The organism is Pseudovibrio sp. Tun.PSC04-5.I4, from assembly GCF_900104145.1.
In the GTDB taxonomy this organism is placed as follows: Bacteria; Pseudomonadota; Alphaproteobacteria; order Rhizobiales; family Stappiaceae; genus Pseudovibrio.
Window position 1 is genome coordinate 309,681 of record NZ_FNLB01000006.1, and the last position, 25,851, is coordinate 335,531.

Consider the following 25,851-nt stretch of genomic DNA (forward strand, 5'->3'; position numbering starts at 1 on the left):
ATGGTGCGAGCAGGCGGAATTGATCTGGGCGGAACAAAAATCGAAGCAACAGCCTTTGATGATAATTGGGCCGTTGCTGAGACAAAACGCATTCCAACACCGCAGGATTCCTACGAGAATCTGGTAGATGCCCTTTGCGAAATGGTGGTGTGGCTGGAAGATGTTTCCGGCTCCAAAGGCTTGCCGGTTGGCGTCGGCATTCCCGGCTTCCATTCCAAACGCACGGGCAAATTCCTAACCGCGAACCTGCTGGCCTCAGGCCGCACAGTTCATCAGGATATCATCGACAAACTGGGCAGAGCCGTCACCTTTGAAAATGACTGCAACTGCTTCGCTCTGTCGGAAGCGATCTTGGGCGCGGGGCGCAGCTATTCCTCCGTCTTTGGTCTCATTCTCGGCACTGGAGTTGGCGGCGGTTACTGTTCCAACGGCACAATGATATCCGGCCTCAATGGAGCTGCCGGAGAATACGGACATCTCGGCATTCCCTATACTGCTTTGAAGGACCTGGAACTGGATGGTCTGCAATGCGGATGTGGTCGCACGGGCTGTTATGAGACCTACCTCGCTGGACCGGGCATGAGCCGCCTTGCAAAACACGTGACGGGCAACGCGGTAGACGCACAAATCATCACCACAGCCGCTGCAGCTGGCGACCCACAAATGCAAGAAGTCATGCGCATGTGGTCCCGTATTGCAGCGGAGCTTGTCGCAGCCCTGCAATGCACGGTGGATCCGGACTGTATCGTCCTGGGGGGTGGCCTATCCAAAATACCCGACATTGACCGCATTATCGCACAAGCATTGCCGGGCATCCTGTTAGATCAGACAGAGCCACCGGAAATCATCATCGCTCAATTCGGTGACAGCAGCGGCACACGCGGTGCTGCATTGGCTGCAACACAAAATGTCGAAATTCTGGGAGAAGCGCTATGAGCAATCCATTACTAGAGGTGATTGCGGCAAACCGGGCTGGGACATGCATCGCCATGCCATCCATCTGCTCCGCGCAACCAGATGTCATCCTTGCCTCAGCACTCTTGGCTGCAGAAAAAGGCCAGACCCTGCTGTTGGAAGCCACCAGCAATCAGGTCAATCAAGATGGTGGTTACACCGGAATGAAGCCCGCTGATTTCGTAGGCTACGTCAAAGGCATTTGCGCCAAGGCTGGTCTTTCGGAAACGGCGCTTATTCTGGGTGGGGATCACCTTGGTCCTCAAGTGTGGCGCTCCATGCCAGCTGATCAGGCCATGGCAAAAGCCAAGGAATTGATGAAAGCCTACGTGCAAGCTGGTTTCACCAAAATTCATCTGGACTGTTCTGAAGGCTGTGCAGGCGAAGACGCGCAGGTGGGTGATGACCTCAGCGCAGGTCGCGCCGCAGAGCTGGCTGCTGTCTGTGAAGAATATGCGCCGGACGCAAGCAAACTCAACTACATCGTTGGTACGGAAGTTCCTCCTCCCGGCGGTGCACGCGAGGAAGACGAAGGTCACGGTATCGAACCGACACCGCCCGCACGTGCTTCCGCGACCTTGCAAATGCATTTCGAAAAGTTTGATGAGCTGGGTCTACAAGCAGCAAAAGCGCGTATTTGCGGCCTTGTTGTGCAACCCGGCGTGGAGTTCTCTCCATTCCACATCGATCACCTCCCGGCAGGTGACGGCAAAGCATTGCGAGCAGCACTGGATCCGTTCAAGAACGTAGTTTTTGAAGCCCATAGCACCGACTACCAATTTGACAGCACGTTCCCGCGTTTGGCAACCATGGGTTTTGCCATCCAGAAAGTTGGCCCGGCACTGACCTTTGCTTACAGGCAAGCAATCTATGCATTAGACCAAGTGCTGGATTGGCTGGAAGGCGAAAGCAGGACTTCTCCCAAAATCTCACAGGTGCTGGAAGCAGAAATGCTGGCGGAGCCAAAATACTGGCGCTCTCACTATCAGGGATCAGGGCAGGAATTACGCCTGCTAAGACACTTCAGTTATGCGGACCGCGTGCGGTATTATTGGCCGCAGGAGAAAGTGCAAAGTGCCCTAACTGCCGTTTTTGCATCTCTAGCAAACCACACAATACCGGAAACACTGTTGCTTCAACTGTTTGCATCTCAAGTTGTTGACCGTGCGCGGGCTTTGCAGCGCCATGGTTTTGGCATAGAGAAGGCGCTTGTGCTTGCTCAGATTCAGCTGGCCTTAGAACCCTATTATTTTGAAAGAGTTGAGGCACCTCAGCTTGAGGAGGCTCTATGAGCACCGCTTTGGGCAATCTGTTAGACAAGGGCGATACATGGCTGTATCCCGATCAGGTATTCACCGGCGAAAACCTGATGCACAGCACAGCTGTTCATTTTGTGAACGGCAAAGTCGCAGGCTTATGTCCGGCAGATGCACTGCCCGAGGGAGCACATCTTCAAAAACTATCCGGTCTTTTAACGCCCGGTTTCTTTGATATTCAGATCAATGGCGGCGGCGGTGTTCTTTACAACACCACGCCAACGCCGGAAGGCCTCTTCACGATTGCCGATGCGCACCGCACCTTCGGCACCACAGCTTTGCTGCCAACGGTTATCACCGATGCACCGCAAGTGTTGGAAGATGCTGTTGAAGCGATGAAGGATGCTTACGGCAAACACGGTATTCAGGGCATTCATATTGAAGGCCCGCATATCAGTATTGCCCGCAAAGGAACACACGAAGCAAGCTGGGTTCGCCCAATCAATCAACGCAGTTATGAGCTGATCCGTCAGCTGCGCGATAGAGATATCCCGGTGCTGATCACCGTCGCACCAGAAGCTGTTGAGAAGGGTGACATCGCCAAACTGGTTGAGATGGGGGCTGTTGTTTCCATCGGCCATACGGATGCCAGCGCAGCCCAGATCAAACCCGCTTTGGAAGAGGGGACGAACCTCTTCACCCACCTGTTCAACGGCATGTCCCAGATGGTCAACCGCGAACCGGGTGCTGTCGGAACTGGCATCAGCAGTTCAGCATACTGCTCCATCATTGTCGATGGGCATCATGTGGCAGATGAGATGTTGCAGATCGCAATGCGGGCGCGTCCTGTGCAAGATCACATGATCATCGTCAGCGATGCCATGCCAACAGTCGGCGGCCCGGATAGTTTCGATCTGTACGGAAACAACATTTATTTGCAGGATGGCAAACTGATCAATGCAGCAGGCTCATTAGCCGGTGCACACGTCACCATGCTGGAATCAATTGAGCGTTTGGTGACGGTTCTGAACCGTCCTTTGGAGGAAGCTCTGCGCATGGGCATTACCAATCCCGCACGGTTGATGGGATTGGAACAGTCGGTAGCGACTCTGGACCAAGCCAACTCCGCAGATATTCTCCTGATATCACCTGACTTTAAGTCATTTTCCCCGATTACCTAAATTGTAACAGCGATCTCCTCTTGTAAAGCCGCTGTTATATTTCCATGCTAAATGCGATTTTGGAATAAATTAGTTTACCTAAGATATTGTGGAGAATCGCATGAAGTGGAGCTGGCTTAAGCCCAAGCAGGCCTATTCCATCGCCCATCGCCCATCGCCCATCGCCCATCGCCCATCGCCCATCGCCCATCGCCCATCGCCCATCGCCCATCGCCCATCGTGGCGCTAGCGCGTATGCGCCGGAAAATACAGTTGCAGCTTTTGAGAAAGCGCAGGAACTGGGCGCAGATTTTTGGGAACTGGACGTTCGCATGAGTGTGGATGATGTTCCAATCGTCCTCCACGATCCAAACCTACCGACTGGTGGCGTTGCCTCTGAACATTCTTATTCTGAAATTCTGAAGCAGACCAGCACAGCAGGTACTCCTGTTCCAACACTGGAAGAGGTCGTAAAACTTGCCGCAAAATACGGTGTTGGTGTCTACGCGGATATCAAAGCAGAAGAAGCCGCCATTCCGTCACTGAAGATCCTGCAAAGTGTTGGTTTGGAACGTGTTGTCATTGGCGCATTCAGCCAAAAGATAACGCAGGCTTTGCAAGCAGCCGGGTGTACCTATCCGGTATCTTCTCTCATCCCTATTGGTGAAGACCCGTTCGAGTTTGGCGGTGACGCGGATGTACTGCATCTTTGCTGGGAGCGTATGAAGCGCCCGCAGGATTTGCTGGATGCTGCTTTCTTCGAAAAAGCGGAGAAGGCAGGCAAGGTTATTGCTCTTTGGCGTGAGGAAGACCCAAACCGCATGGCAGACATTCGCGGCCTGCCTGTGTTTGGTATCTGCTCAGATCGGCCAGAACTGGTTCAACCTTTCCGCCCAAGCAAAAACTGGCCGGTAAAGGTGGTCTGCCACCGTGGCGCCAACAAGATTGCACCGGAAAATACCCTGTCATCAGCCCATTGCGCCTTTGCCGCTGGCTTTAGCCATGTGGAACTGGACACCCACTACACAGCCGATGACAAGCTGGTTGTAATCCACGATCCATTGCTGGAGCGCACCACGAACGGAACCGGTCCTGTCGTCCAGAAAACACTCGCAGAACTGCGTGATTTGGATGCTGGCAGCTGGTTTGATCCCTTCTTCAAAAACGAGAAGATTCCAACGCTTGATGAGATTCTAACCCTGACTAAGCTGTATGATGGTGAGCTCTATGTTGAGCTTAAAAGCGCATCTGCCAAACGTGTTGTGGAGCTTGTCCAGTCACACGGGCTCCTGCACAAATGTTTCTTCTGGTCCTTTGTTTCCCAAAGCGTCGCAGATGTCAGAACCCAGTCCAAGGAGGCATTGTTGATGACCCGCAGGCTGGATTTTGACAGTGTGGAAGAGGCGATCAACTGGCAGGGTGCCCACTTGGTTGAATTCAGCAGCAACGAAGATTTTTCCGAGTTTGAAACCTGCAGAAAAATGGGTGTCAAATCCATGGTGGCCTACATGGGGGATGACCCGAAGGTCTTTAAAAAAATCATCGATGCTCGCGCGGATATGGTCAACATCGACAAGCCATTCCTATTCGCTAGAATTTGCCGTGAAATGGGTCTGACGGTTGAGTTTGATCGACCCGTTGTCGAAGCCTGATCAAACATCGAGGTCTTTCGCTGATGTATACGGAAGGCCTCGGCGCCTACTTTGGTAAATGGTTTGATGAAGGGGCTCATGCTCTGAGCCTTTCTTCAATCGGCACCTGAGCAGGTTGGGCAACTTCATGAATGAAGGGTTGTTGCAGTTGCTGCATCACATCTTCAGTTGGACCGTCAGCAACGATGTGCCCTTGATCCAGCGCGATGAGGTGGGTGGTGAGCCTTAAAAGGGAAGTCCTGTGCGTGCTGAGGATGAGGGTCAGCGAGCCGTTGTTGAAGCGCTTCAGCCCAGTAAGCAGCCGTTGTTCTGCAGCGAAATCCAGTTGACTGGAAGGTTCATCCAGAAACAGGATCCTCGGTTTTCGTAGCAGAATACGGGTCAATGCAACACACTGCCTCTGACCGCCAGACAGCGCATTGCCATTCTCGCCGACCTGCATGTTGTAGCCTGCTGGATGCCTTTTAACGATGCTGTCTAAGCCTGTAACGGCACAAGCCTCCTCAATCTCTTCATTGCTGAGGTGAGGCAGCCCAACGCACAGGTTCTCCCGCAAACTCCCCTGAAACAACGTGGTTTCCTGCGAGAGATACCCCACAAAACTGCGCAGGTCTGTCGGGTCAAACTGGCGGGTGTCGATCCCGTCAATCAGGACTGCTCCCTCGGTGGGATAACGTAGCCCGCTTATCAGCCGTCCAAAGGTTGATTTGCCAGAGCCAATGCAACCAATCAGGCCAACGGTCTGGCCCGGTTCTACCGTAAAACTGCATCCTGAAAGACTTGCCGTCTCGCTCTGTGGATACGCGAAGCTGACATTTCGGAACTGAACTTCGCCTCGGCACACCCGCAGGTTCGCCGTTACGCGGTCTGGTTTGCGCTCAGTGGGCAAGTTGATCAATTCGGAAAGCTGCCGATAGGTATGAAGCGCTTGCCGCAATTGCACCAGCGCATTGCTAACAGAGGTGAGGAGAGCAAACACGCGAGAGGAAAGCATCATGGCAGCGATCAACCCGCCCATGGTCACAACGCCCGAATCCACCCGGTAAACACCCCAGACCATGATGAGAATAGCGACCATGCCATGCACATTGCCAGTGCTGCTCAAGGCAAGGTTGGACCAGTATCGGCTTCGCAAATGGATCTCACTGCTGCGATCAACAGACTGTTCCCATTTGGCTTGCATATGCGCTTCTGCGTTCAGAGCACGAACGGTTTCATGCCCGGACAACGTTTCCATAAGGATGTTTTGCCGCTTGCTACCCTCCGCACTTGCGGCTTGCGTGCTGCATGCGAGTGGTAACTGGGCTGCCAGATTGATCAGGCAGACAAGAGGTATAGCCAACAAGGGTATCCAGGCGATGGGGCCAACAATGAAAAACAGGACACAGATGAAGACTCCGATGAAACAGAAGTCAAAAAAGGCAATGAGGGCAGTGGAGCTGAAGACGTCTTTGATCTTCTCATACTCATGAATGGTCCCTGCGTATTCTCCAGAACTCTTTGTTTTTGCAGTGAAGTCCACATGTTGCATATGAGAGAAAATCTTGGAGGCGAGTTGAAGATCAGCTGTCTTCCCAAGCCGATTGAGAATGGAAGATCGCGCAATCTTCAACACACTGTCGCCGAGCAATGCAATCATCACACCGAGTGTCAGGGCAAAAAAGGAGGAAGCCGCAAAATTTAGCAAAACGTGGTCATAGACATGCATGATGTACAAAGGCGAGGCTACCGCAAGGCAGTTGATGAGTACGGAAGCCGCTGTAATATAGGCATAATCCGGCCAGAATGAAGTGAACTCCGGCCAGAACCAGTGCTTACCTTTTTGTGCGAGCTTACCGTTGACACCTCGGGAGCGCAGAGGATGAAACAGGACTGCATTACCGGAATAAGCACGCTGGAGAATATCCAGACTCAGATACTGCGGATTATTCAAATGTTCAGGGTCAAGCAACTGCGCTTGTCGCGTGGAATTGTCATAGCCAGTCAGGATGCGGAGAGACTTGTCGTGAAAGACCAGCAGGCATGGCACATTGGTGCAAGAAAGGTCAGTGAGAGCAATGCGTTGCTTCCGTGCTGAGAGCCCACAGTTTTCAGAGGCGCGCTCCACCTGAGAAATTTTCAATCGTTTGTCCTGAAGAGGAAGACCAGCTGTAATTGCTGTTTTACTGAGGAAATTCCCGTTTACCCGCGAAATGTAAGCAATACTTTCCACGAGGGGGTCCAGCACCTCATGCATTGGATGGCAACCTTCCTCGATTTTGAGGGCATGAGGGCTGGACGAGCTAAAAATTTCCATTGCGCAGATCCCCTGATGAACGTGTGTCACTGCAAAATGGAGTGACCAAAACATATCTGGGACTGCGGTTTGTTGGTCTTCTTGCGAGAAGTGAAAAAGTAAGCGGATACAACGCACTACTAAAATCAACTTGCTCTTCAGTTCCCGCTAAGAAGTTCGTGTGTTCTTGCTGCACCTAAGAAAACACTCTGAGTAAATTGGTGCAATCTCGGGAAATCGTACCGTTAGATAGACTGGTTAAAATCGGGGGAGTGGTTTTTGTGATATATAAGATCTATCATTTATGCCTTCAAAGCCCAAAAGATCCAAATGCTGAGTATTTCCTGATCAACCACCCCCAAAAAAACTCATCAATAATCGACAATGATAGAGTTAGGCTGTGTACAGCTGAGGATAGTGGGAAGTAACCAAGATGTGTGCCTCTACCCCGTGCATTCTGCTGGGTGATAGATCATGGGGGCGGCGTATGCGGTCCTCACAACAGCTTGGGATGCCTCTCCGCAAGGTAGTCAAACAGCAGCTTTATGCGGGGAACTTGCTTCAATGTGTGGGGGGAGGCAAGCCAGACAGGCAGAGCGGGCAGGTGCTCTTCTACCTCCAGCCGAACCAAACCCTTGTCTTTTGAGCCGATACCGATTTGCCCAAGGCCAACTCCGCAACCTGCACGGATGAGCTCCCAGTAAACCACGCGGTCATCACATCGAACGGAAAAGAAATCCCGGTCTACAGTCAGTCCGGCTTCAATCATCCCGCGAATGATCATATCTGACTGATCGTAACCAACCCAATCCAACGCAAACAGGTCCTCGCGGGTTTTGGGTACACCTACTCGATTCAGAAATGCCTGACTTGCATAAAGCCCAAGCGGTGTCTCTCCAATCTTCTTGGCAACAATATCCAGTTGTGTCGGGTTGAACATGCGCACAGCAATATCGGCTTCCTGAAACAGCAGGTTCTGCGCATCATCGGAGGAAACCAGATCAACCTGTATGGCGGGATGGTCCACCCGAAACTCTGCAATCAACTTCGGCAGAACATAGTTGGAAATCACATGGCTAGCCGTTATGCGCACGGTGCCAGAAAGGCCCTCTTGCTTGCGCCCCTCAACCTGCAACAAAAACTGGGCAGCGGCCGAATGCATGGCTTTGGCTGGCAGAAGAAGCGCTTGCCCATCCTCAGTCAAGCCAAGCCCGCGTTGATGCCGATAAAACAACGAGACGCCAAGCGCTGTTTCAATGGCCTTGACTTGCCGTCCTATTGTCGGTTGGCTTTGATGCAATCGTTTTGCGGCGGCGGAAAGGCTACCAGTCTCCGCAACAGCGACAAAGACAGCAATCAAATCCCATGAAAGTTGGTTCAGCTTGATATTCATAATTGAATATTATATCTGCAATCCATTCGAATTTACATAGGAAATACTCGGCGTAAAGTGAAGCAAGAAACAAACTTCACAGGAGCTTGCTATGAAACCTGTCGCCTTGATTTTGGGTGCATCTGGCCGATTTTCCAAAAATATGATTGCACGACTGGACGCATCCGGCTGGGAAACCCGCAGCTATGACCGTTCAATGCAGAACATGAAGAAAGCCGCTGAAGGCGTCGCTGTAATCGTCAATGGCGCTAACCCGCCATACACACACTGGAAGCGGGACGTGCTCGCCTTCACAAAAAAGGTGATTGAGGCGGCAAAGCATTCTGGCGCAACTGTGGTAATGCCCGGAAACAACTACTGCTACGGCCCGCAGATGCAATCCCCAATCGGCCCGGATACACCTCAAAAGGCCACCAATGAACTGGGGTTGATCCGCATAGAGATGGAGCGCCTCTACAAAACCTCCGGCGTCCAGACGATCCTGCTTAGGGCAGGGGATTTCCTTGATACGTCTGCCAGCGGAAACTGGTTTGATTTGATCATGGCAACCAAGCTGGAGAAGGGGAAACTCGTTTATCCGGGCAAACCAACCATCCCCCATGCTTGGGCCTACCTTCCGGATATGGCGTGGGCGGCTGTGCAATTATTGGAAAGGCGAGAGCAGTTGAACACCTACGAGGATATCTCATTTCCCGGATATACTATGACAGGGTTGGAGCTCAGCAATGAATTGACGGCAATTACCAACCAGAAGAGCAGTATCAAACCGTTTGACTGGTGGGCGATAAAACTCAGCAAGCCATTTTGGTCAATGGCAAAGCACCTGCTGGAAATGCGGTATCTCTGGGATACACCCCATTGGATGGAGGCCACCCGGTTTAATGAGCTGCTTCCTGATTTCCAACCAACACCGCAACGGGAAGCCCTGTGTCGGGCAATCAGCTACTTGCCAAAATTTAAGTTTCAGCCTGCTGAGCTATTGAACCTGCACAAAAGAGCAGCTTAGCACCGCCAAGAGTTTACAGGACCGGAACCCGCAGGATATAACTACACAGTCCATCCTGATATATTATGCGGCTTCTGCCCTGTGGAATTTTGGAGTGCTCTTTGACTTTTAATCTTGGAATTCTGGAAGTTGGCCGCCCGCCCGAAAATCTGAAGCAAACATTCGGTGATTACCCGACAATGTTTGAAAAGCTTCTGCGGGAACAGGGAGCGAATTGGAACTATAAAACCTATCCGGTCATAGATGGAGAGCTGCCGCAATCACCTCATACGTGCGATTGCTGGCTCATCACCGGCTCTAAGTATGGGGTTTATGATGATCTGGAGTGGATCGAACCGCTAAAAGAATTCCTGAAATCTGCTTATGACCAGCACGTTCCAATTATCGGCATCTGTTTTGGTCATCAGCTGCTGGCAGAAGCGCTGGGCGGTCAAGCCGGAAAATCCAGCAAAGGCTGGGGCTGCGGTGTCTATACCTATTACGTTTTGCAAAATCCGGGCTGGATGCCAGACGGGCTGACCAGCTTTTCCATTGAGGCATACCATCAGGATCAAGTGACCCAACTGCCCGAGGATGGAGACGTCATCGCGTCCTCCGACTTCTGCGAGTTTGCAGCCATTGATTATCAAGGCCGGGCGCTCACCTTTCAGGGGCATCCTGAGTTTGACAAAGACTATGCCGTCGCGTTGTTTAAAGAGCGCCGCGGCGATACGTTGCCCGTTGAAATTGCCGATAAAGCGATTGCCTCATCTGAAGCGCCCATGCAAATCAGCGAGGTTGCTCATATGATTGTTAATTTCATCCAGCAAGCAGCGGTGAGTGAAAAACGGCACGAGCAGTAAGCGGGTTTTATGGCTTTACCAAAAGGCTTTCTCCACGCAAACGATAAGAGCGGACAGTATCCAGCGTCCTATTACGCGGCTACCGTCAACAAACAACTCAGCTTTCCCACCCTTAGGGGCGATCACAGCTGCGATGTGTGCGTGATTGGCGCTGGCTATGCGGGGTTGTCGGCGGCTCTGCATCTGGCACAGCGCGGCTACAGCGTAAAACTGCTGGAAGCTCACCGTGTCGGGTGGGGAGCATCTGGTAGAAACGGCGGTCAACTAGGCAGCGGTCAGCGGTTGGAGCAAGAGGATCTGGAAAACCTTGTCGGCTTAGAGCGTGCCAAAGCGCTCTGGACCCTTTCGGAGGACGCTAAGGATTTGGTGAAAAATCTGATCCAAACCCATCAAATTGAGTGCGATCTGAAGCCGGGGATTCTCCACGCTGATCACAAAAAGAGTTACGTCAAACACAGTCAGCAGCTCGCGGAAAAGATGCAGCGCGATTATGGCTATGACCAGATCGAGTTCGTAGATAAAGCGAAACTCCTGCAGATGCTAGATACAACGGCGTATCATGGTGGAATGCTGGATAGGGGCGCAGCTCACCTGCATCCGCTCAACTTTGCACTGGGTTTGGCACAGGCTTGCCAAGCTGCGGGTGTGGAGATTTTTGAACACTCTGAGGTCGATGAAGTTCAAAACGGCGAACCAGCAACGATCAATCTGGCAAATGGCTCTGTAACTGCACGCTATGTGATCTATGCCTGCAACGGGTACATCGACAAGCTGGAGAAGAAAGTCGCCGCACGGGTCATGCCCATCAACAATTACATCATCGCAACCGAGCCGCTGAGTGAGGATCTGGCGAGGTCACTGATCCGGGATGATGTTGCGGTTGCCGATTCAAAGTTCGTCATCAACTATTACCGCTTGTCATCGGACAACCGCATGTTGTTTGGCGGCGGGGAGAGCTACAGCTTCAAATTCCCGGCGGATATAAAGAGCTTTGTGCGCAAACCTATGCTGGATATTTATCCGCAGTTAAAGGACACCCGCATTGATTATGGTTGGGGCGGGACGCTGGGCATCACCCTCAACCGTATGCCGTATTTCGCCCAGATCTCGCCCAACATCCTCAACGCCAGCGGGTTCTCAGGCCACGGCGTTGCAATGGCAACACTGGCCGGAAAAGTACTTGCAGAAGCGATTGACGGACAAGCCAGCCGGTTTGATGTCATGGCGAAGGTTCCCACACACATCTTCCCCGGTGGCCGTCATATGCGATGGCCATTGATGGTGCTCGCCATGCTCTACTACAGTCTGCGAGACAGGCTTTAGAGCGCATTCCCGAAAAGTGGATCCGGTTTTCGGATAAGAATACGCATGAAAACAACCAGCTTAGCTGTGGTCTAGTTCTTGCTCCATCTCGGGCTTATCCAAATAAAGCCGCTGCCGTTGGTACAGCTTACCATCCACCTCAATCAGCAACCCTCGTTGCCGCAAGGAGGCGATATACTTCGCCATGCCGCGCCTGCCTTTCTTCTCAAAGAACGGCAGAATGCGAGGCATCTGGTTGGGCAGCAGCATAGCAAGCCGTGTTAGCCAGGAGTCGCTGGCCTTTGGGTAACGCTCAAGACACGGATTCTCCAAATGCTTCACGAACTGATCAGCAACAACGGCGGGAGACTGAGGCTCATCTATGAAATTCAGAACGCTGCCATTTTCAATCGCCTCTTGGCGCAACATGTAGGTATCCGTGGCAGTGGGCAAAACACAGCTCACTTTGATCCCGTGCAGGTCTTCATCCAGCCCAAAGGACAGCATGGCACCGCGTAACCCGAACTTGGTGGCAGCATAAATGGGTGTTTCTCGAAGTGGTTGAATGCCACCCAAAGAGGTCGTGGTGATCACACGCGGGTCATCCCCTTTGAGCAGAAACGGCACAGCCAATCGTGTCAGGATCAAAGGTGAGAGCAGGTTGATTGTGATTTCGTCCTCTATGCTCTCAGGCGAGCGTTCATGAAAACGAGCGACCTTGGTGATTGCCATGTTGTTGATCAGAACGTCCAAGATGCCAAAGTTCTCTTCCGTCTCTCGCAGCAACCTTTGCATCTCATCACGTCTGGTCAGGTCACCTTCAAACACATGAACTTTCAAACCATCCAGTTGAGATTGTAGCTCTCGCGCTGCTCTCCCGTTTATATCTGCCAGCACAAGGTTCATGCCGCGATTATGCAAACGCTTGGCAATATGACCTGCGATGTCGCCGCCGCCGCCAGTGATAACGGCAGTGCGGCCTTGGAAACGGTAGGAGCTCATGCAGTTTCCTCCGTTTTTTGTGGTCTAAGCGCACTTTGTGGTTTTGAGGCATTGCGCTTGAATTTGATTTGGTCGGGCAAAATCCAACCCATCCGCTTGTAAAGCTTCTTCACATATTTGGTGTGGGCTACCGCATCGCAATATCCAGCATGACGCGGAGTATTCATAAAGCGAATACCGCCAGTCAGGTCAGGAACCTCGCTCTGGATGATCTCTTCCATCTTGGCGGCTTTGTCTGGCGCATCTCGCTGGTCCCTCAGATAGTTGGCAACCAACCCTGCCATATAATCAAACCGCTTATATGCGCCGGAGTTGGTCTCGATATAGCTGATGCCAAACAGGTTGCGATGCTCACGAGAGGCTGCCTGAATAAACAGTTTGGGCCGTCCGCCTTCATAGCTGAAGTACTCACCAGCAAAATCTAGGTACTGGTTGTAACCTGTTGCACAAAGGATGATGTCAATCTCTTCACGGCTACCATCTTTAAAGACAACATGCTTGCCATCTAGATAGTCCACATCAGGTTTTACCGTCACATCACCATGCTGCAAGGCGTGCACCAGTTGGGTGTTGAGAAGTGGATGCGTCTCAAACAGCTTATGGTCCGGTTTGGGAATGCCAAATCGCTGAAGGTTACCGTTAAACACGCGCAGGAGCATCGTGAAGAAAGGCCGGATCATCCACACCGGCAGGTCAGGCCCACCATCAGCAAACACATCCGCAGGCATACCAAATACATGTTTGGGAATAATGTGGTAGCCCCGGCGCATGGAGAGGAAAGCCTTCTCCCCTATGCTGCCTGCATCACAGGCAATATCACACCCTGAGTTGCCAGACCCCACAACAAGCACACGCTTACCGTCAAACTCGCGCATGTTTTTGTAAGTCTGGCTGTGCCGGATCTCACCGTCAAATGTACCTTTGAAGTTGGGCATATTGGCTTGCCACTGAGAACCCGTTGCACAAACAACGGCGCGATACTCACGGCATTCTCCATTAGAAAGCAGAACTTGCCAGCGCCCCGTTTTAGTTTTTGTCAGGCTCATGATCTTGGTGGAGAAGGTGATTTTATCTCGCAAACCGTAAGTCTCAGCAAAATCATGCAGGTATTTCAAAATCTCTGTGTGTTTGGGGTAATCCGCAAAATGTTCTGACATGGAAAAATCAGCAAAGCCGGAAAGACTGCGCGAGCTGATAAAATGAGCGCTGTCATAAATGGCTGTGCCGTCGTGTTCGATATCCCAAAGGCCGCCCACATCCGGGTTTGGGTCAAACTGATCCCACTCAATGCCATTGTGCTGTAAGGCGCGTGCCATAACCAACCCAGCCGGGCCCGCACCTGCAATGCAAACTGCATCACCTCTATCAAGTATGTCCACCGTTCCCTCCCGAACTGCGAAAGAAGTACCTTAGGGTAAGTTATCGGGAGGTTTGAAGGACATATGCGGACGTAACCCGGACATTTCCGGTCATAACTTGCGGTCAGACGACTCTCTCCCTTAGTATCTGCCTTTGGGGGAGGTAAGTTGGATGGATGCAGAGTTAAAGGAACCACCACACAAGGCGAGGGCGCAGGACGCCAAAGTGCCACCACACCTGCTGCGATACGTGCTGCAAGAGTTGGAACATCGCGGCATTTCGGTTGAACAAATCCTGCCACACCAGCTGCAAGACCAGCGCACGGATCTGACGCAGTTGCTGTCTCACCAGATGCGCTTGTCCTATCAACAAAGCAGATTGATCATATTAAAAGCGCTGAGCCTGACTGGAGATGAAAGCCTCGGCCTTGCCGTGGGGCACCGCCAATCCATCACATCGTTGGGTCTGGTCAGCCTTGGCATTCTGGCAAGCGCAACCGGCAGAGATGCGCTTGAATTCGGCATCAGATTTCATCGGCTGACAGGCAGTATGCTGGAGATTGATCTGGAACAGCAGGGCAGCTCCCTTGCAATGATCGCGCGCAGCCGCTTTCACGAACCGGCTCTGCTCTCGTTCTTCGTGCAGGAGCTGTTTGCCTCCATGGCCCGTGTTGTCCAGTACACAGCGGCTGGGCAGCAAGCCATTGAAGCCATCGAGATGATGCAAGCCGAGCCGGAAAACCCAGACAAGTTTCAAACCGCTCTTGGTTGCCCGGTGACTTTCAAAACCTCCCGCAACGCACTTCATTTCAACGCGCAAAGCCTCAGCCAACCTTTAGCGACAGCAGATCGGTTTGTGCTGGAGGAGGTAAATGCGCTGCTCACAAGTATGATGCAGGAGGAAAGCAACCGCCTGAGTTTCCTCAAAAACGTCGAGGAAGAAACCCGCAGACGTCTGAAGACCAATCCAACCATCGCGGAGATTGCGGGTGTTTTTTCCATGAGTGAACGCAGTTTCCGGCGAAAACTAGCGGCGTTGGAGGTATCCTTCCGCGATATCATCTCGCAAATTAGGCAATCTCACGCTATGGAGCTGTTGCTGTGGTCCAGTCTGTCGGTGGAGCAGATAGCGATCGAGGTTGGTTACTCAGACCCACGGGTATTTAGGCGCGCCTTTAAACACTGGACGGGCGAAACACCTACACGCTTTAGAAAAACATTGGTACAACTATGAGGGGCGCACAGCTCACCGAAAGTTCCATTGGGTATCTCTGCGTTATTTTATATGGTCCGCAAAACCGGATCCGTGAGTATTGGGGCAAAACGCTGCTTACGCGCTGAATTCAAAAAACCTAGCACCCAAGACCAACAGAACTATGAAAACGGGCACCAAACACTATGTCTCACCAAGCTGCAATTCGCAGGAAGACCATTAAGGACATCATGAAGGCCAAAGGCACGCACAAGCTTGTTTGCCTCACCGCCTATACCGCGCCAATTGCGCAGATGTTGGATGACCATTGCGACCTTCTGCTTGTTGGAGACAGCGTTGGCATGGTGCTCCACGGCCTGCCAGACACAACAGCAGTCACTCTGGATATGATGATCATGCACGGTAAGGCCGTTATGCGTGGCTCTCAAAAAGCGTTGGTCGTGGTGGATATGCCGTTTGGCTCTTATGAGGAAAGCCCGCAAGCTGGTTATCGCAATGCCCTGCGTGTGATGCAGGAAACGGGCTGTCAGGCTATAAAGCTGGAATACAACTCCGCAGCGCCAGAGACCATTCGTTTTCTGGTAGATCGCGGTATTCCCGTTGTTGCTCACATTGGCTTGCGTCCGCAATACCTTCATGTGGAAGGCGGCTACAAGGTTGCTGGCAAAAACGAAGAGAGCCGCAAAGAACAGCTTGAATGTGCCAAGCAGGTTGTTGAAGCCGGTGCGTTTGCCGTTGTTGTTGAAGGCACCAAGGACGCGGTTGCCCGCGAGATCTCAGACACCATCGCGGTCCCAACAATTGGCATCGGCGCCTCAGTTGATTGTGATGGACAGATTTTGGTAACCGACGACATGCTCGGCATGTTTGAAAAGACACCTAAGTTTGTACGTCGCTATGCAGATCTCAAAACGCATATCGAAGACGGTGTGAAAAAGTTTGCCGATGACGTGCGCCGCGAGCAATTTCCGGCAGAAGACGAAACCTACTAAAGCCTGTTTCTGAAAAAGAGTCCGTATAAAACGCGCATCAATCGCCTGAGTGTAGGGGCGTTTCGGACTAATTGATCAGTTTGCCATCACCACCAAAAAACGGGTGCTGCGCGCCAAAATCACCAATGAAACTAAGGTGGTTGATCAGCTCGCCCTTAGTCCAACGGAAGATGCGTACTGCCGGAGGCTCCATTACCAAGCTTGGCTCGCCTTCAGGATCCAGATCCAAAGCCACCTGATGACCAGAGGCAGGGCAGATGCTGACGGGAATACCATTTTTGAAGGTCTCAATGGCACGGTGAACGTGTCCACATGCAATCTGCAGCACCTGAGAATAACCGGAAAACACAGGCCAGAAGTCCTCATCCGCCTGTTTCAGCATAATATTGTCCATATGTTGAATACCGGTTTTGAAAGGAGGGTGGTGCATGAACACCAGCGTTGGCTGGTCTTTGTGTGCTTCCAACTCCCTGCGCAACCAAACTTGTTTTTCAGCCTCAAAATGCCCGTGGGGATGGCCCGCACTCGTCGTATCCAACCCGATAATCCGCAGACCTTCCTTCTCGATTGAAAACTGCAACGGGCCTTCATTGCTCAGGTAATCATGGTCCGCAAACGCCTCCCGCATCACATCGCGGTGGTCGTGATTACCGGGGATCACGTAAAACGGCATATCCAGCCGAGCGATCTCTTGCTTGAACAGGTCATACTCACCAGCATCTCCCAGATCCACCAGATCTCCGCTAATGACGACGAAGTCCAGCTTGGGGTGAAAACCGTTGAGGTGATCAATCGCATTGCGCAAATGGCTCAGCGTATCAACACAGTTGTAGGCAAACTTCCCGCCAGCCTTAATATGAATGTCAGTGAGCTGGGCGAAAATCATGGTGTGTCACTCCAAATGGCATTGGTATTTGGTCAGGCAGATCTAGAAGAACGCAGAATTACTGAGTTGATATTTGCGCTGGCTGACTAGTCTTTATTTCCTCAAACGACAAGTGAATTTTCCATGACATCCCTCAGGTCGCAAGAACTGTAAGCACCCACGAGACATACCAAACTATAACTTTGGGTACTTTGGAGAGGAAGTTGTGGGCGCAAATACTGCATAAGAAACCAATTTTAGGTAATTTTTAGCAATTAATTTATCAAATATAGGGTTTTGACGCATTGAAAGGCGCCTAAAAAAATATCACAGTAGCCCCTGAAATATATGAGAGGGTGTGATGTTGGGAGGCATTCGCTCCTCATACTATTAAGAGCCGTAGCGGAGGAGGAACCGCGATCGGTTCACTGGGAGAGGGGCGTGCTATGGGGATAGCACGCCCTTTTATTTTCAAAATCAGACGATCAGAGTTCGCAGAGCGAAAGAGACCACCATAACGGAAGCAACACCGGCAACCCAAAGCGCTACAAACCAAAAAAGTCTCTTCCATAGGGGTTGGTCTACACCAACTGTTTTTCCCAAGGTCATCAGTGATAGCCCTCCGTAGAGTTAATTTTACCGCGGAACACGTAGTATGCGTAGGCAGTGTAAGCGAGGATCATTGGGATTAAGATGACGGCACCAACAAGCAGGAATTTCAAACTGCTATCGGGTGCGGCAGCCTCCCAGATCGTGTAGACCTCTGGAACAATATAGGGGAATGTATTGATCCCTAATCCAACATAGGTCAGCAAAAACAAAGCCAGCGATGCAAGGAATGGTGAATAATCTTTGTCGTTGAGCAGGCCACGCCACAACACCAAAACTGCGACCGCCACAAGCAAGGGAACCGGGAAAGTGTAAAGCAAGTATGGGAAGCTGAACCACTTTTCCATGATGCTTTCATTGATGAACGGCATCCACATGCTGACCAGCAGAAGAAAACCAACCATAATGAGAGCGGTATACCTGGAGATCCGGCGGAAATGCGCTTGAGGCGGGCCTTCCAGCTTCATCACCAACCATGTGGAACCAAGCAAGGCGTAACCGGCAAGTAAAGCGAACCCGGTCATCACGGAGAAGGGTGTCAGCCAATCCCACCAACCGCCTGAGTAGGTTCTGTCTACAACCTCAATGCCTTGCACAAGTGTGCCAAGTACGAGACCCTGACAGAACGCAGCCACGACAGACCCAGCGAAGAAGGATATATCCCAAAATGGCCTACGCTCCTCGGAGGATTTGAAGCGGAATTCAAAGGCTACACCACGAAAAATGAGACCAATCAACATTCCGATAATCGGAGCATAGACCGCCGGCATGATAACGGAATAAGCGAGCGGGAATACCGCAAGCATTCCGCCGCCGCCAAGAACGAGCCAGGTTTCGTTGCCATCCCAGACCGGAGCAACACTGTTCATCATCAGCGTGCGTTCATCGGCATCTTTTGTGGTTGGATAAAGAATACCGATACCAAGATCAAAGCCATCCAAAACAACGTAAGCGAAGATTGCAAAGGCAATGAGAAAACCCCAGATAAGTGGATAATCAAGCGTCATCTGAATGATCTCCCTTTTTGGATTGAAGTGCTTGCGCAGGAGTAATGCCTGCAGTTCTCACTGGAATACCTTCTTCAGGCCCCTGGCTGGCATCAGGTGATTTCGCCATAGAGCGGAAGATGTAGTAGATACCCACGCCAAAGACGATGCAGTAGACAGCAACAAACAGAACAAGTGAGGCCCAGACCGCCGGAGCTTCAATCGGAGAGGCCGAGTCGACTGTTCGAAGAAGGCCGTAAACTGTAAACGGCTGGCGACCGACCTCTGTTGTTGTCCAGCCAGCAATGACCGCAACAAACCCGGCTGGACCCATGAGAATGGCAGCACGTTGAAGCCACTCACTTTCATAGAGTTTGCCTCGCGCACGAGACCAGAGGCCCCATACCCCAACCAGCAACATCAACATGCCAATGCCAACCATGATGCGGAAAGACACAAACACAATCGCTGCTGGTGGCCAATCTTCTTTAGGGAAGTCGTTGAGGCCTGGCACCACACCGTCAAGTGAATGCGTCAGGATAATGCTAGAGAGATAAGGCACTTCCACCTTGTATCTAGTCACACCGGCTTCCACATCAGGCCAACCAAATAGAATGAGCGGAGCAGGGCCTTGAGACTCAAAGTGACCTTCCATAGCCGCGATTTTGGCTGGTTGGTACTCAAGAGTGTTCAGACCATGCAAGTCACCTGCAAATATCTGGATCGGTGTAACCACGATGATAAGCCACATCGCCATGGAGAACATGACCTGTGCACCTTCGCTGAACCGATTTCGCAAAAGGTGGTACGCGCCAACCGCACCAACGACAAATGCCGTGGTCAGGTAAGCTGCCATAACCATGTGTACGAGGCGATAGGGGAAGGATGGGTTGAAGACGATTTCAAACCAGTCTTCAGGAACAAACTGCCCAACTTCATTGATGGCGTAGCCGGTTGGCGTCTGCATCCAACTATTCACGGAAATGATCCAGAACGCGGAGATCGCAGTGCCGAAGGCCACAGTTACCGTTGCAAGGAAGTGCAGCTTCTTGCCGACTTTTTTCATGCCAAACAGCATGATACCGAGGAAGCCTGCTTCCAGGAAGAAAGCAGTAAGCACCTCATAGCCCATGAGGGGGCCAATGATCGAGCCGGTCTTATCTGAGAATGCAGACCAGTTAGTGCCAAATTGATACGCCATGACGATGCCGGAAACGACACCCATAGCGAAGGTTAGAGCGAAGATGACGAGCCAGAACTTGAAGACTCGCAGATAAACATCGCGCCCGCTCCACAGCCATAAACCTTCCAGCACGGCAAGAAAACTTGCCAAGCCAATAGTAAAGGCTGGGAACATAATATGAAATGCAATTGTAAAAGCAAATTGGAATCGAGCGAGATCAATTGCCAAACTGTCCATGAGACTACCTGTCGATGGGATGTGCTGTTGTCAAATCATGGCATTACCTAGCGTAACACTCTTAATAATTATGGTTTTTTTGTGCGCCATGATCAGTGCACTTAGAAAGGTAGGCCACTTGTCTTTGCTGTAGTAACTGTTTTCTTTAAAAAACTGCTCAGATTGCGAGATATGATATCGACAAAATGTCGCACGAAGACGAGCTTTGCCTGATCCCACGCGACCCTATTCAGTTTATACTAATTCTAATATGCAACTTTATCCGGATAAGACTTCTGCACGTTCCAGTAGAGCAAGAGAAGAGCTCCCAGAATCGGTATCAAGACGATGAACAGCCAGAATCCCGATCGGTTGATGTCATGTAGACGCCGAACTGCAACGGCAATATTGGGCAGGAGCAGCGCAATGCTCAATATGGAGCTCAAAGGTGCACCATCTTGAATGCTGCCCATCGGAAGTCCAAGAATTGGCGCAATGACAAAATTATCGATGACGTGAGAAATGGTAAGCACGATAAAAACGAAAAGGGCCCACCACCAATATTCTGATCTGGGAGCACGGCCAGAAAATAGCGCGTATTTCTTAAAACATGTTCTGACGGCTTCTTGAAAAGTCACGGGCACCTCCCTCAATTCGGTATTGAGAGAGTAGAGGCGCAAACAGGCAGATCAAACCTGTCAGGAATTGGGGGCAAATAAAAAAGTGAGCCTGATTTGTATCTAGGCCCACTCTCTCTTTTATCAATGTGTCAGGCGATATTGCCGGGTGGGCTCAAAGCTGCACCCTCCGCAGGCACTGGCGCAACTGCTTGAAGCGGCGGAACTGGAAGAACATCCAACCTCCTCAATACGGCCAAGCGCCTTCAGTTGTGAAACCATAACCGTCGCGAAGTCACTTGGAATATTCATATCCTGAGCAATCTCGGTAATGGTTGCACCGCCGCGTCTTTTCAAAACACTTTCGATCTTCTGCAACATTATTCTGCGACCTCCAATGCTGTTGGCACAGTGCTCGTGCCATCCGCCTTCATCCGCATGAAGACCAACACACCAGCAATTGCGGCGAGTAATCCTAGGATCCACGCAGAGGAAGACGCCGGATGCCGCGCAAAAGTGCCAATCTGGTAGGCCAGAGATGCACCGGAATAAGCGAGAAGCGTCGTCCAACCCGCAGCAAACAGAGCCCAGTTACGACCAACCTCACGCCAGATGGTGGCAAGTGCAGCAGAACAAGGAATGTAGAGAAGGACAGCGATCATGTAGGCAAAGGCACCAATTTTTCCGTCAAACCGGGCAGCAAGAGCGGTAAACAGGTCAACTTCAACTTCCTGTTCAACGGCAGCAGCTTCTACGCTGGATGTGTCGCCGATGTCGATACCAAGCGGATCAAGCAATTGAGAGCCGAGATCGACAATACTGCTGGTAAACCCATCAATTGCATCTTTTGCGGTTTCCAATGGAGCCGGAACACCACCTTCATCATCCGTGTTTACATAAAGCGTCTGTAGTGTGCCAACCACAGCTTCCTTCGCAAAAATACCGGTGACAAGTCCAACGGTCGCTGGCCAGTCATCTTGTGTTAGGCCCATAGGAGCGAAGATTGGTGTGACCTGCTTGGAAACAACAGCCAGAACGGAATTACCGTTGGCCTCATTCCCAAAGTTTCCTTCAAAATCGACAGAATTGAGAACAGTCAGAACTGCAACAACCGTCACGATGATCTTGCCTGCACCAAACAAGAAGATCTTCAAGCGGGTCCAGACCAGCTTCATCACCTGTGCCATCTTTGGCATCTGATAGGTTGGCAGCTCAATCGCCAGACTGGTGGATTGTCCCTTGTAGAAGGAGTTGGACAGCGCCCAACCCGTAAAGATCGCCACGCCCACACCCAGCAGGTACAGCGCAAACACGATGTTCTGGCCATTGACCGGGAAGAATGCCGCCGCAAACAAAGCGTAAACCGGCAGGCGAGCCCCACAGGACATAAACGGCGCCATCATGGATGTTACAACGCGCTCCCGTTCTGTTTCCAGCGTACGGGTTGCGATAACGGCAGGGACTGTACACCCAAAGCCCAGAATAAGCGGCAGGAATGCGCGGCCCGGCAACCCGATACGGCGCATCAATCCATCAGCCACCACAGCAGCGCGGGCCATATAACCGCTTTGCTCAAGGAAGATCTGACAGAGGAACAGCAAGCCAACGATTGGCGCAAACGTGCCAACGGTCTGCAAACCACCACCAACAGCGGTGATCAGCATGTCTAAAGCGCCGCCTTCAAGCCCAACTGCATAAAGCAGGCTCAAGGGGGCCTGAATAAACAGGGCATCACCTAAACCGTCAAACAGGTCAATGAAGTAGGAGGAAACGTTGATCGCAATGAAAAACATTGCGTACATGGCACCAAGGAAGACAAACGGACCAGCCAACTTGGAAAGCACGTACCGGTCGATCTTATCGGAGAAGTTCCGTACGTTTTCCGGTTCAGGCAATTCCATCAGTTGTGCAAGAGAATAAGCTCGGTTGAAGTAGCTTGTCGCCATCACAAGTTCAGTTGGATCTTGGAGGCGTTCAGCACATTCATCAGAGATAAGTCTTGCTTTACTCAAAACCTCATCAGGCACCATAGCGCGTGCCAGCTTATCGCCTTCCATCAAACGATGAGCAAGTGGCAAAGCCTGAAATTCCAACTCAGGAGCAAACGCTGCAATTTCCTGTGCCAATGCGCGGACAGGTTTGATCAGATCAAACGGATCGGTCAGCAAACGGGAAGGGGAGTAAGGTTCGCGAACTGCTGTTGAAAGCTCGTCACGTAAGCCAGCAAGTGAATGCGCATCGTGAACGGATGTTGCGATAACAGGTATTGCCAGAGCCGCTGAAAGATGATCAGCCGCTGCCTGAAGCACACCTGCTGGCCAAAGATCAGCCTTGGTCATAATGGCGACGACAGGAATATCAAAAGCCAGGGCTTGCAACAAAATGGCAAGCGAACGTTCCAGCGCGATAGGATCAAGCACCACGGCAAGAGCCGCTGGGCGATCATTCAACAGCGCTTGGCGGGTAATACGCTCATCAATTCGGTCATCTTCAGGAGAAGAGAGCGTCGCTACGCCGGGAAGGTCGAGCAGCGCCAGCGCACCGTTTTGTGTTTCACAAATGCCGGTTTTTCGATCAACAGTCACGCCCGGCCAGTTGCCGATAACCTGACTGCGGCCTGTCAACTTGTTGAACAGGCTGGATTTGCCAGAGTTTGCTGTTCCCAGAAGATGGACCTGAGGTTTGTTACCACCGCAACAAGAACTGTTCCCGTGGCAACTCATTGACTGACCTCTTCAACCAAAATGGTATTGGCGAGATCAACGCCGATGGCAACACGTTGCGAGCCAATGGAGAGGATGCGCGCTCGCGTGCCGCTGCCTTCAAACACAGAAATGTGCCGGTCACTGGTCAGGCCAAGAGATCTCAGCTTAAGTGCCTCTGAACGCGTATGGCCAAGGCGGATAACTTTCAGCTCCACACCCGAACGGGCGTCAGTCAACTTCACGGCTTCAGCAGGCGGAACGAATGTATCGCGGAAGGGCGCGAACACTTCTTTATGGGGTGCTTGCTCGAATGTTTCTCTGGCTAGCAAAGACATCAACGTCTCCAAAAATCTTATTTCTTGAAGACAATAAACTGCGATTGCGAATGACTTGCATTGACGACAATCAATTTTGCGAATGTTTTAGATGGCGCGAATTTCACGCTATCACATTGTAATGATTATAATAAATGGAATATCAGATCGTCAGAAATAGCCCTGCAACGCTACAGGCTTGTTCTAAAACAGCTTCTTTGGATTTGCGAGTATCAAGCCTGTGCCACGTAATAGCCCCTAGATCGTAAGATTGCTGCTCCTTCACCACATTGGAATCTGCATCCGATGCGTCGCCGTGTCGCGTTTCAACCCGGTTGATAAGTGTCTCGACGTCAGCTTCCAGCCAAATTCCGCAGAACTCTGCCGAGGTGTCAGCAGCAAGTTGCTCCATTGAGGTGCGTTCCTCTGGTTTGCCATAGACCCCATCGATGATGACGGAATGTCCAGCCGCAAGCGCTTTCTCTGCACGCAGTAACAATTCCGCATAAACCTTTGCGGAGAATTCCTGCGTATAGGTATCCTTGCTCGCCTTTTCCGTTTCCCCGATCTCCAGCATTTCCTTGCGTATGATATCAGTGCGCAAATGGATGGCCCCCGGCATACGGCCCAGCAAAGGCGCAAGCCCCTGCGCAAGTGTTGTTTTGCCTGTGCCCGATAATCCAGCAACCACACATAAAACAGGGGCGGCCGGCTCAAGGGATCGGCGGCAAATTTGGAAATACGCCTGCGCCTGACGTTCTGTTTTATGCCGTGTTTCACCGTCCTGATGCAGGGAGGAGGCTGCTGCGATCTTGGCGCGGATAGCAGCACGCATCATCAGGTAGAAACGCAGGACACGGATATCCTCAAGGTGCTTGGGTTGGTGCGCAAGCCGTAGATAAGTATTCAGGACAATGTTTGCGGCAACAGGCTCGTCTCGCTCGCAAAGATCCAAAAGCAGGAAGGCGAGGTCATACAGAACATCACCCGTTGCAATGGCATCATCAAATTCCACCGCATCAAACAAAAGTGGTTTGTCATCATACAGAACGATGTTGGAAAGATGCGCATCGCCATGGTTCAGGCGAACAAGCCCCAACTCGCCACGGTTTTGTATCATGGGTTCGATAAACTGATGTTCTTTACGGGCCGCTGCATCCAGCCCCAGAACCTGCTCAACCGGGAAAAATTGTGGAAATTCCTGAAAGGCGTCCAGATTCTGATCCATATACGTCGCAAGGTCATCAATCCATGGCTGCGCTTCTCGCCGTGTTGTGTGGCTGTGCGCATCAACCATCAGCTTTGCCAGATCAACAGCCAGCTCAGGGTTAATGCCTTGCTCCTCTGCAACACGATCAAGCCCCAGATGTTCGTTGAAGCGGTTCATATGAACAACCCACTCCACCACATCACCATGGCCGGCGAGGTCTAAAGTACCGTCTGACTCCAATGTAATCGGCAAAGTGCTGCGGTAAATCTGCGGGGCATACTGGTTGTTGAGACGGATCTCCGCTTCACAGGCGATCCTGCGCTTTGCCAGAGTGGAGTAATCAAGGAATGGGAATTTCACATCCCGCTTCATCTTGTAGGCGTCGTTGCCCACCAAAAATGCAATGTTTGCATGCGTATCGATGCGTTTGACCTCTTGGCCACGGTGGGCCTTGGATGAGGAAAAAAAAGCAATGATATCGCTTTGGGTGAGAGTGTCAGCATCAAAACTGTCAGCGGTCATAAGTCCATCCATCGAAACTGCGCAAACCTATGAGTGTTGTGCACCCTCCGGTTTAAATTGCCAATCTAGCAATCGGACCTATGAGGTCTCACCACAGTGGAAGGAGGGGGAGATGCCCGCCTAAAAGAGGTCATTTTGTCATCAGACCCAACGCAAAATCATGGTGTTTTACAAAGTTCATTCCAACTGGGAATAACGACAGGAAATACTGCATATTTT

The 25,851-nt window shown here is 51.5% G+C and carries 22 protein-coding genes; 9 read left to right on the forward strand and 13 right to left on the reverse strand.

The features are described from left to right. The 3 genes from BLS62_RS06465 to nagA are packed head-to-tail and all read left to right on the forward strand — an operon-like array spanning position 1 to position 3,391. Positions 1–936, forward strand: a complete 936-nt coding sequence (locus BLS62_RS06465; RefSeq protein ID WP_093178373.1) for an ROK family protein — start codon at positions 1–3, stop codon at positions 934–936. Beyond that, positions 933–2,246 carry a class II D-tagatose-bisphosphate aldolase non-catalytic subunit gene (locus BLS62_RS06470; protein WP_093178376.1) on the forward strand — a complete coding sequence of 438 codons (1,314 nt, stop codon included), beginning with the start codon at positions 933–935 and terminating at the stop codon, positions 2,244–2,246. The genes BLS62_RS06465 and BLS62_RS06470 overlap by 4 nt, the downstream gene beginning before the upstream one ends. Continuing rightward, positions 2,243–3,391, forward strand: a complete 1,149-nt coding sequence (gene nagA, locus BLS62_RS06475; RefSeq protein WP_093178379.1) for an N-acetylglucosamine-6-phosphate deacetylase — start codon at positions 2,243–2,245, stop codon at positions 3,389–3,391. The genes BLS62_RS06470 and nagA overlap by 4 nt, the downstream gene beginning before the upstream one ends. A 34-nt stretch (positions 3,392–3,425) precedes the next feature. Here the strand turns inward: nagA and BLS62_RS32145 are convergent, their stop codons facing one another. Continuing rightward, complete coding sequence (locus BLS62_RS32145; protein WP_244283543.1) at positions 3,426–3,704, reverse strand: hypothetical protein; 279 nt, start codon at positions 3,702–3,704, stop codon at positions 3,426–3,428. Here BLS62_RS32145 and BLS62_RS31640 point away from each other — a divergent pair. After that, a complete protein-coding gene (locus tag BLS62_RS31640; RefSeq protein WP_244283625.1) occupies positions 3,601–5,022 on the forward strand; it encodes a glycerophosphodiester phosphodiesterase family protein in 1,422 nt (473 codons plus the stop codon). The genes BLS62_RS32145 and BLS62_RS31640 overlap by 104 nt on opposite strands. Positions 5,023–5,098: 76 nt before the next feature. On the opposite strand, the gene BLS62_RS06490 is transcribed toward BLS62_RS31640, so the two are convergent. Continuing rightward, positions 5,099–7,318, reverse strand: a complete 2,220-nt coding sequence (locus BLS62_RS06490; RefSeq protein ID WP_208990709.1) for a type I secretion system permease/ATPase — start codon at positions 7,316–7,318, stop codon at positions 5,099–5,101. 475 nt (positions 7,319–7,793) lie between these two features. Continuing rightward, positions 7,794–8,690 (reverse strand): LysR family transcriptional regulator, encoded by an 897-nt coding sequence (locus tag BLS62_RS06495; protein ID WP_093178385.1) that lies wholly within the window; start codon positions 8,688–8,690, stop codon positions 7,794–7,796. A gap of 91 nt (positions 8,691–8,781) precedes the next feature. Here BLS62_RS06495 and BLS62_RS06500 point away from each other — a divergent pair, with 91 nt between their 5' ends. The 3 genes from BLS62_RS06500 (at position 8,782) to BLS62_RS06510 (ending at position 11,861) form a co-directional block, all read left to right on the forward strand. Next, complete coding sequence (locus BLS62_RS06500; RefSeq protein WP_093178388.1) at positions 8,782–9,696, forward strand: Rossmann-fold NAD(P)-binding domain-containing protein; 915 nt, start codon at positions 8,782–8,784, stop codon at positions 9,694–9,696. Between the two features lie 101 nt (positions 9,697–9,797). Next, complete coding sequence (locus BLS62_RS06505) at positions 9,798–10,538, forward strand: glutamine amidotransferase-related protein (protein ID WP_093188522.1); 741 nt, start codon at positions 9,798–9,800, stop codon at positions 10,536–10,538. Between the two features lie 9 nt (positions 10,539–10,547). Further along, the gene (locus BLS62_RS06510) at positions 10,548–11,861 is read left to right on the forward strand and encodes an NAD(P)/FAD-dependent oxidoreductase (RefSeq protein WP_093178391.1); all 1,314 of its coding nucleotides are present in this window, start codon (positions 10,548–10,550) and stop codon (positions 11,859–11,861) included. Between the two features lie 60 nt (positions 11,862–11,921). On the opposite strand, the gene BLS62_RS06515 is transcribed toward BLS62_RS06510, so the two are convergent. Further along, positions 11,922–12,842 carry an SDR family NAD(P)-dependent oxidoreductase gene (locus BLS62_RS06515; RefSeq protein ID WP_093178393.1) on the reverse strand — a complete coding sequence of 307 codons (921 nt, stop codon included), beginning with the start codon at positions 12,840–12,842 and terminating at the stop codon, positions 11,922–11,924. After that, positions 12,839–14,221, reverse strand: a complete 1,383-nt coding sequence (locus BLS62_RS06520) for a flavin-containing monooxygenase (RefSeq protein ID WP_093178395.1) — start codon at positions 14,219–14,221, stop codon at positions 12,839–12,841. Before BLS62_RS06520 ends, BLS62_RS06515 begins: the two co-directional genes overlap by 4 nt. A 151-nt stretch (positions 14,222–14,372) precedes the next feature. On the opposite strand from BLS62_RS06520, the gene BLS62_RS06525 reads away from it, so the two are divergent. Together BLS62_RS06525 and panB are read left to right on the forward strand one after the other, a co-directional pair. Beyond that, entirely contained in the window at positions 14,373–15,434 is a 1,062-nt protein-coding gene (locus tag BLS62_RS06525) for an AraC family transcriptional regulator (RefSeq protein WP_093178397.1), read from the forward strand. Positions 15,435–15,598: 164 nt separating this feature from the next. Continuing rightward, the gene (panB, locus tag BLS62_RS06530; RefSeq protein ID WP_093178400.1) at positions 15,599–16,405 is read left to right on the forward strand and encodes a 3-methyl-2-oxobutanoate hydroxymethyltransferase; all 807 of its coding nucleotides are present in this window, start codon (positions 15,599–15,601) and stop codon (positions 16,403–16,405) included. Between the two features lie 67 nt (positions 16,406–16,472). Here the strand turns inward: panB and BLS62_RS06535 are convergent, their stop codons facing one another. From BLS62_RS06535 to BLS62_RS06570, 8 genes are all read right to left on the reverse strand, one after another. Continuing rightward, on the reverse strand, positions 16,473–17,291 hold the full coding sequence (locus BLS62_RS06535) for a phosphodiesterase (RefSeq protein WP_093178402.1): 819 nt from the start codon (positions 17,289–17,291) through the stop codon (positions 16,473–16,475). A 587-nt stretch (positions 17,292–17,878) separates the two neighbouring features. Next, positions 17,879–18,886: a cytochrome d ubiquinol oxidase subunit II gene (gene cydB / locus BLS62_RS06540; RefSeq protein ID WP_093178405.1), complete on the reverse strand. Its 1,008-nt coding sequence runs from the start codon at positions 18,884–18,886 to the stop codon at positions 17,879–17,881. Then, complete coding sequence (locus tag BLS62_RS06545) at positions 18,876–20,285, reverse strand: cytochrome ubiquinol oxidase subunit I (RefSeq protein WP_093178408.1); 1,410 nt, start codon at positions 20,283–20,285, stop codon at positions 18,876–18,878. Before BLS62_RS06545 ends, cydB begins: the two co-directional genes overlap by 11 nt. Positions 20,286–20,530: 245 nt before the next feature. Continuing rightward, positions 20,531–20,902, reverse strand: coding sequence for a DUF805 domain-containing protein (locus tag BLS62_RS06550; protein WP_093178411.1), 372 nt, complete (start codon positions 20,900–20,902; stop codon positions 20,531–20,533). A 123-nt stretch (positions 20,903–21,025) separates the two neighbouring features. Next, positions 21,026–21,262: a FeoC-like transcriptional regulator gene (locus BLS62_RS06555; RefSeq protein WP_093178414.1), complete on the reverse strand. Its 237-nt coding sequence runs from the start codon at positions 21,260–21,262 to the stop codon at positions 21,026–21,028. Next, positions 21,262–23,604 (reverse strand): ferrous iron transport protein B, encoded by a 2,343-nt coding sequence (feoB, locus tag BLS62_RS06560; RefSeq protein WP_093178417.1) that lies wholly within the window; start codon positions 23,602–23,604, stop codon positions 21,262–21,264. The genes BLS62_RS06555 and feoB overlap by 1 nt, the downstream gene beginning before the upstream one ends. Beyond that, complete coding sequence (locus tag BLS62_RS06565) at positions 23,601–23,921, reverse strand: FeoA domain-containing protein (protein ID WP_093178420.1); 321 nt, start codon at positions 23,919–23,921, stop codon at positions 23,601–23,603. The genes feoB and BLS62_RS06565 overlap by 4 nt, the downstream gene beginning before the upstream one ends. Before the next feature lie 142 nt (positions 23,922–24,063). After that, complete coding sequence (locus BLS62_RS06570; RefSeq protein ID WP_208990710.1) at positions 24,064–25,632, reverse strand: bifunctional aminoglycoside phosphotransferase/ATP-binding protein; 1,569 nt, start codon at positions 25,630–25,632, stop codon at positions 24,064–24,066. Positions 25,633–25,851: the final 219 nt, after the last annotated feature.

Excerpts from the sequence above, each read along its gene's own strand:
- BLS62_RS06515 (WP_093178393.1), bottom strand. The coding sequence starts at position 12,842 with ATGAGCTCCTACCGTTTCCAAGGCCGCACTGCCGTTATCACTGGCGGC.
- BLS62_RS06510 (WP_093178391.1), top strand. The coding sequence starts at position 10,548 with ATGGCTTTACCAAAAGGCTTTCTCCACGCAAACGATAAGAGCGGACAG.
- BLS62_RS06465 (WP_093178373.1), top strand. The coding sequence starts at position 1 with ATGGTGCGAGCAGGCGGAATTGATCTGGGCGGAACAAAAATCGAAGCA.
- BLS62_RS06490 (WP_208990709.1), bottom strand. The coding sequence starts at position 7,318 with ATGGAAATTTTTAGCTCGTCCAGCCCTCATGCCCTCAAAATCGAGGAA.
- BLS62_RS06500 (WP_093178388.1), top strand. The coding sequence starts at position 8,782 with ATGAAACCTGTCGCCTTGATTTTGGGTGCATCTGGCCGATTTTCCAAA.
- BLS62_RS06570 (WP_208990710.1), bottom strand. The coding sequence starts at position 25,632 with ATGACCGCTGACAGTTTTGATGCTGACACTCTCACCCAAAGCGATATC.
- panB (WP_093178400.1), top strand. The coding sequence starts at position 15,599 with ATGTCTCACCAAGCTGCAATTCGCAGGAAGACCATTAAGGACATCATG.
- BLS62_RS06525 (WP_093178397.1), top strand. The coding sequence starts at position 14,373 with ATGGATGCAGAGTTAAAGGAACCACCACACAAGGCGAGGGCGCAGGAC.
- BLS62_RS06495 (WP_093178385.1), bottom strand. The coding sequence starts at position 8,690 with ATGAATATCAAGCTGAACCAACTTTCATGGGATTTGATTGCTGTCTTT.
- BLS62_RS32145 (WP_244283543.1), bottom strand. The coding sequence starts at position 3,704 with ATGCGAACGTCCAGTTCCCAAAAATCTGCGCCCAGTTCCTGCGCTTTC.
- cydB (WP_093178405.1), bottom strand. The coding sequence starts at position 18,886 with ATGACGCTTGATTATCCACTTATCTGGGGTTTTCTCATTGCCTTTGCA.
- nagA (WP_093178379.1), top strand. The coding sequence starts at position 2,243 with ATGAGCACCGCTTTGGGCAATCTGTTAGACAAGGGCGATACATGGCTG.
- BLS62_RS06545 (WP_093178408.1), bottom strand. The coding sequence starts at position 20,285 with ATGGACAGTTTGGCAATTGATCTCGCTCGATTCCAATTTGCTTTTACA.
- BLS62_RS06565 (WP_093178420.1), bottom strand. The coding sequence starts at position 23,921 with ATGTCTTTGCTAGCCAGAGAAACATTCGAGCAAGCACCCCATAAAGAA.
- BLS62_RS06535 (WP_093178402.1), bottom strand. The coding sequence starts at position 17,291 with ATGATTTTCGCCCAGCTCACTGACATTCATATTAAGGCTGGCGGGAAG.
- feoB (WP_093178417.1), bottom strand. The coding sequence starts at position 23,604 with ATGAGTTGCCACGGGAACAGTTCTTGTTGCGGTGGTAACAAACCTCAG.
- BLS62_RS06470 (WP_093178376.1), top strand. The coding sequence starts at position 933 with ATGAGCAATCCATTACTAGAGGTGATTGCGGCAAACCGGGCTGGGACA.
- BLS62_RS06555 (WP_093178414.1), bottom strand. The coding sequence starts at position 21,262 with ATGTTGCAGAAGATCGAAAGTGTTTTGAAAAGACGCGGCGGTGCAACC.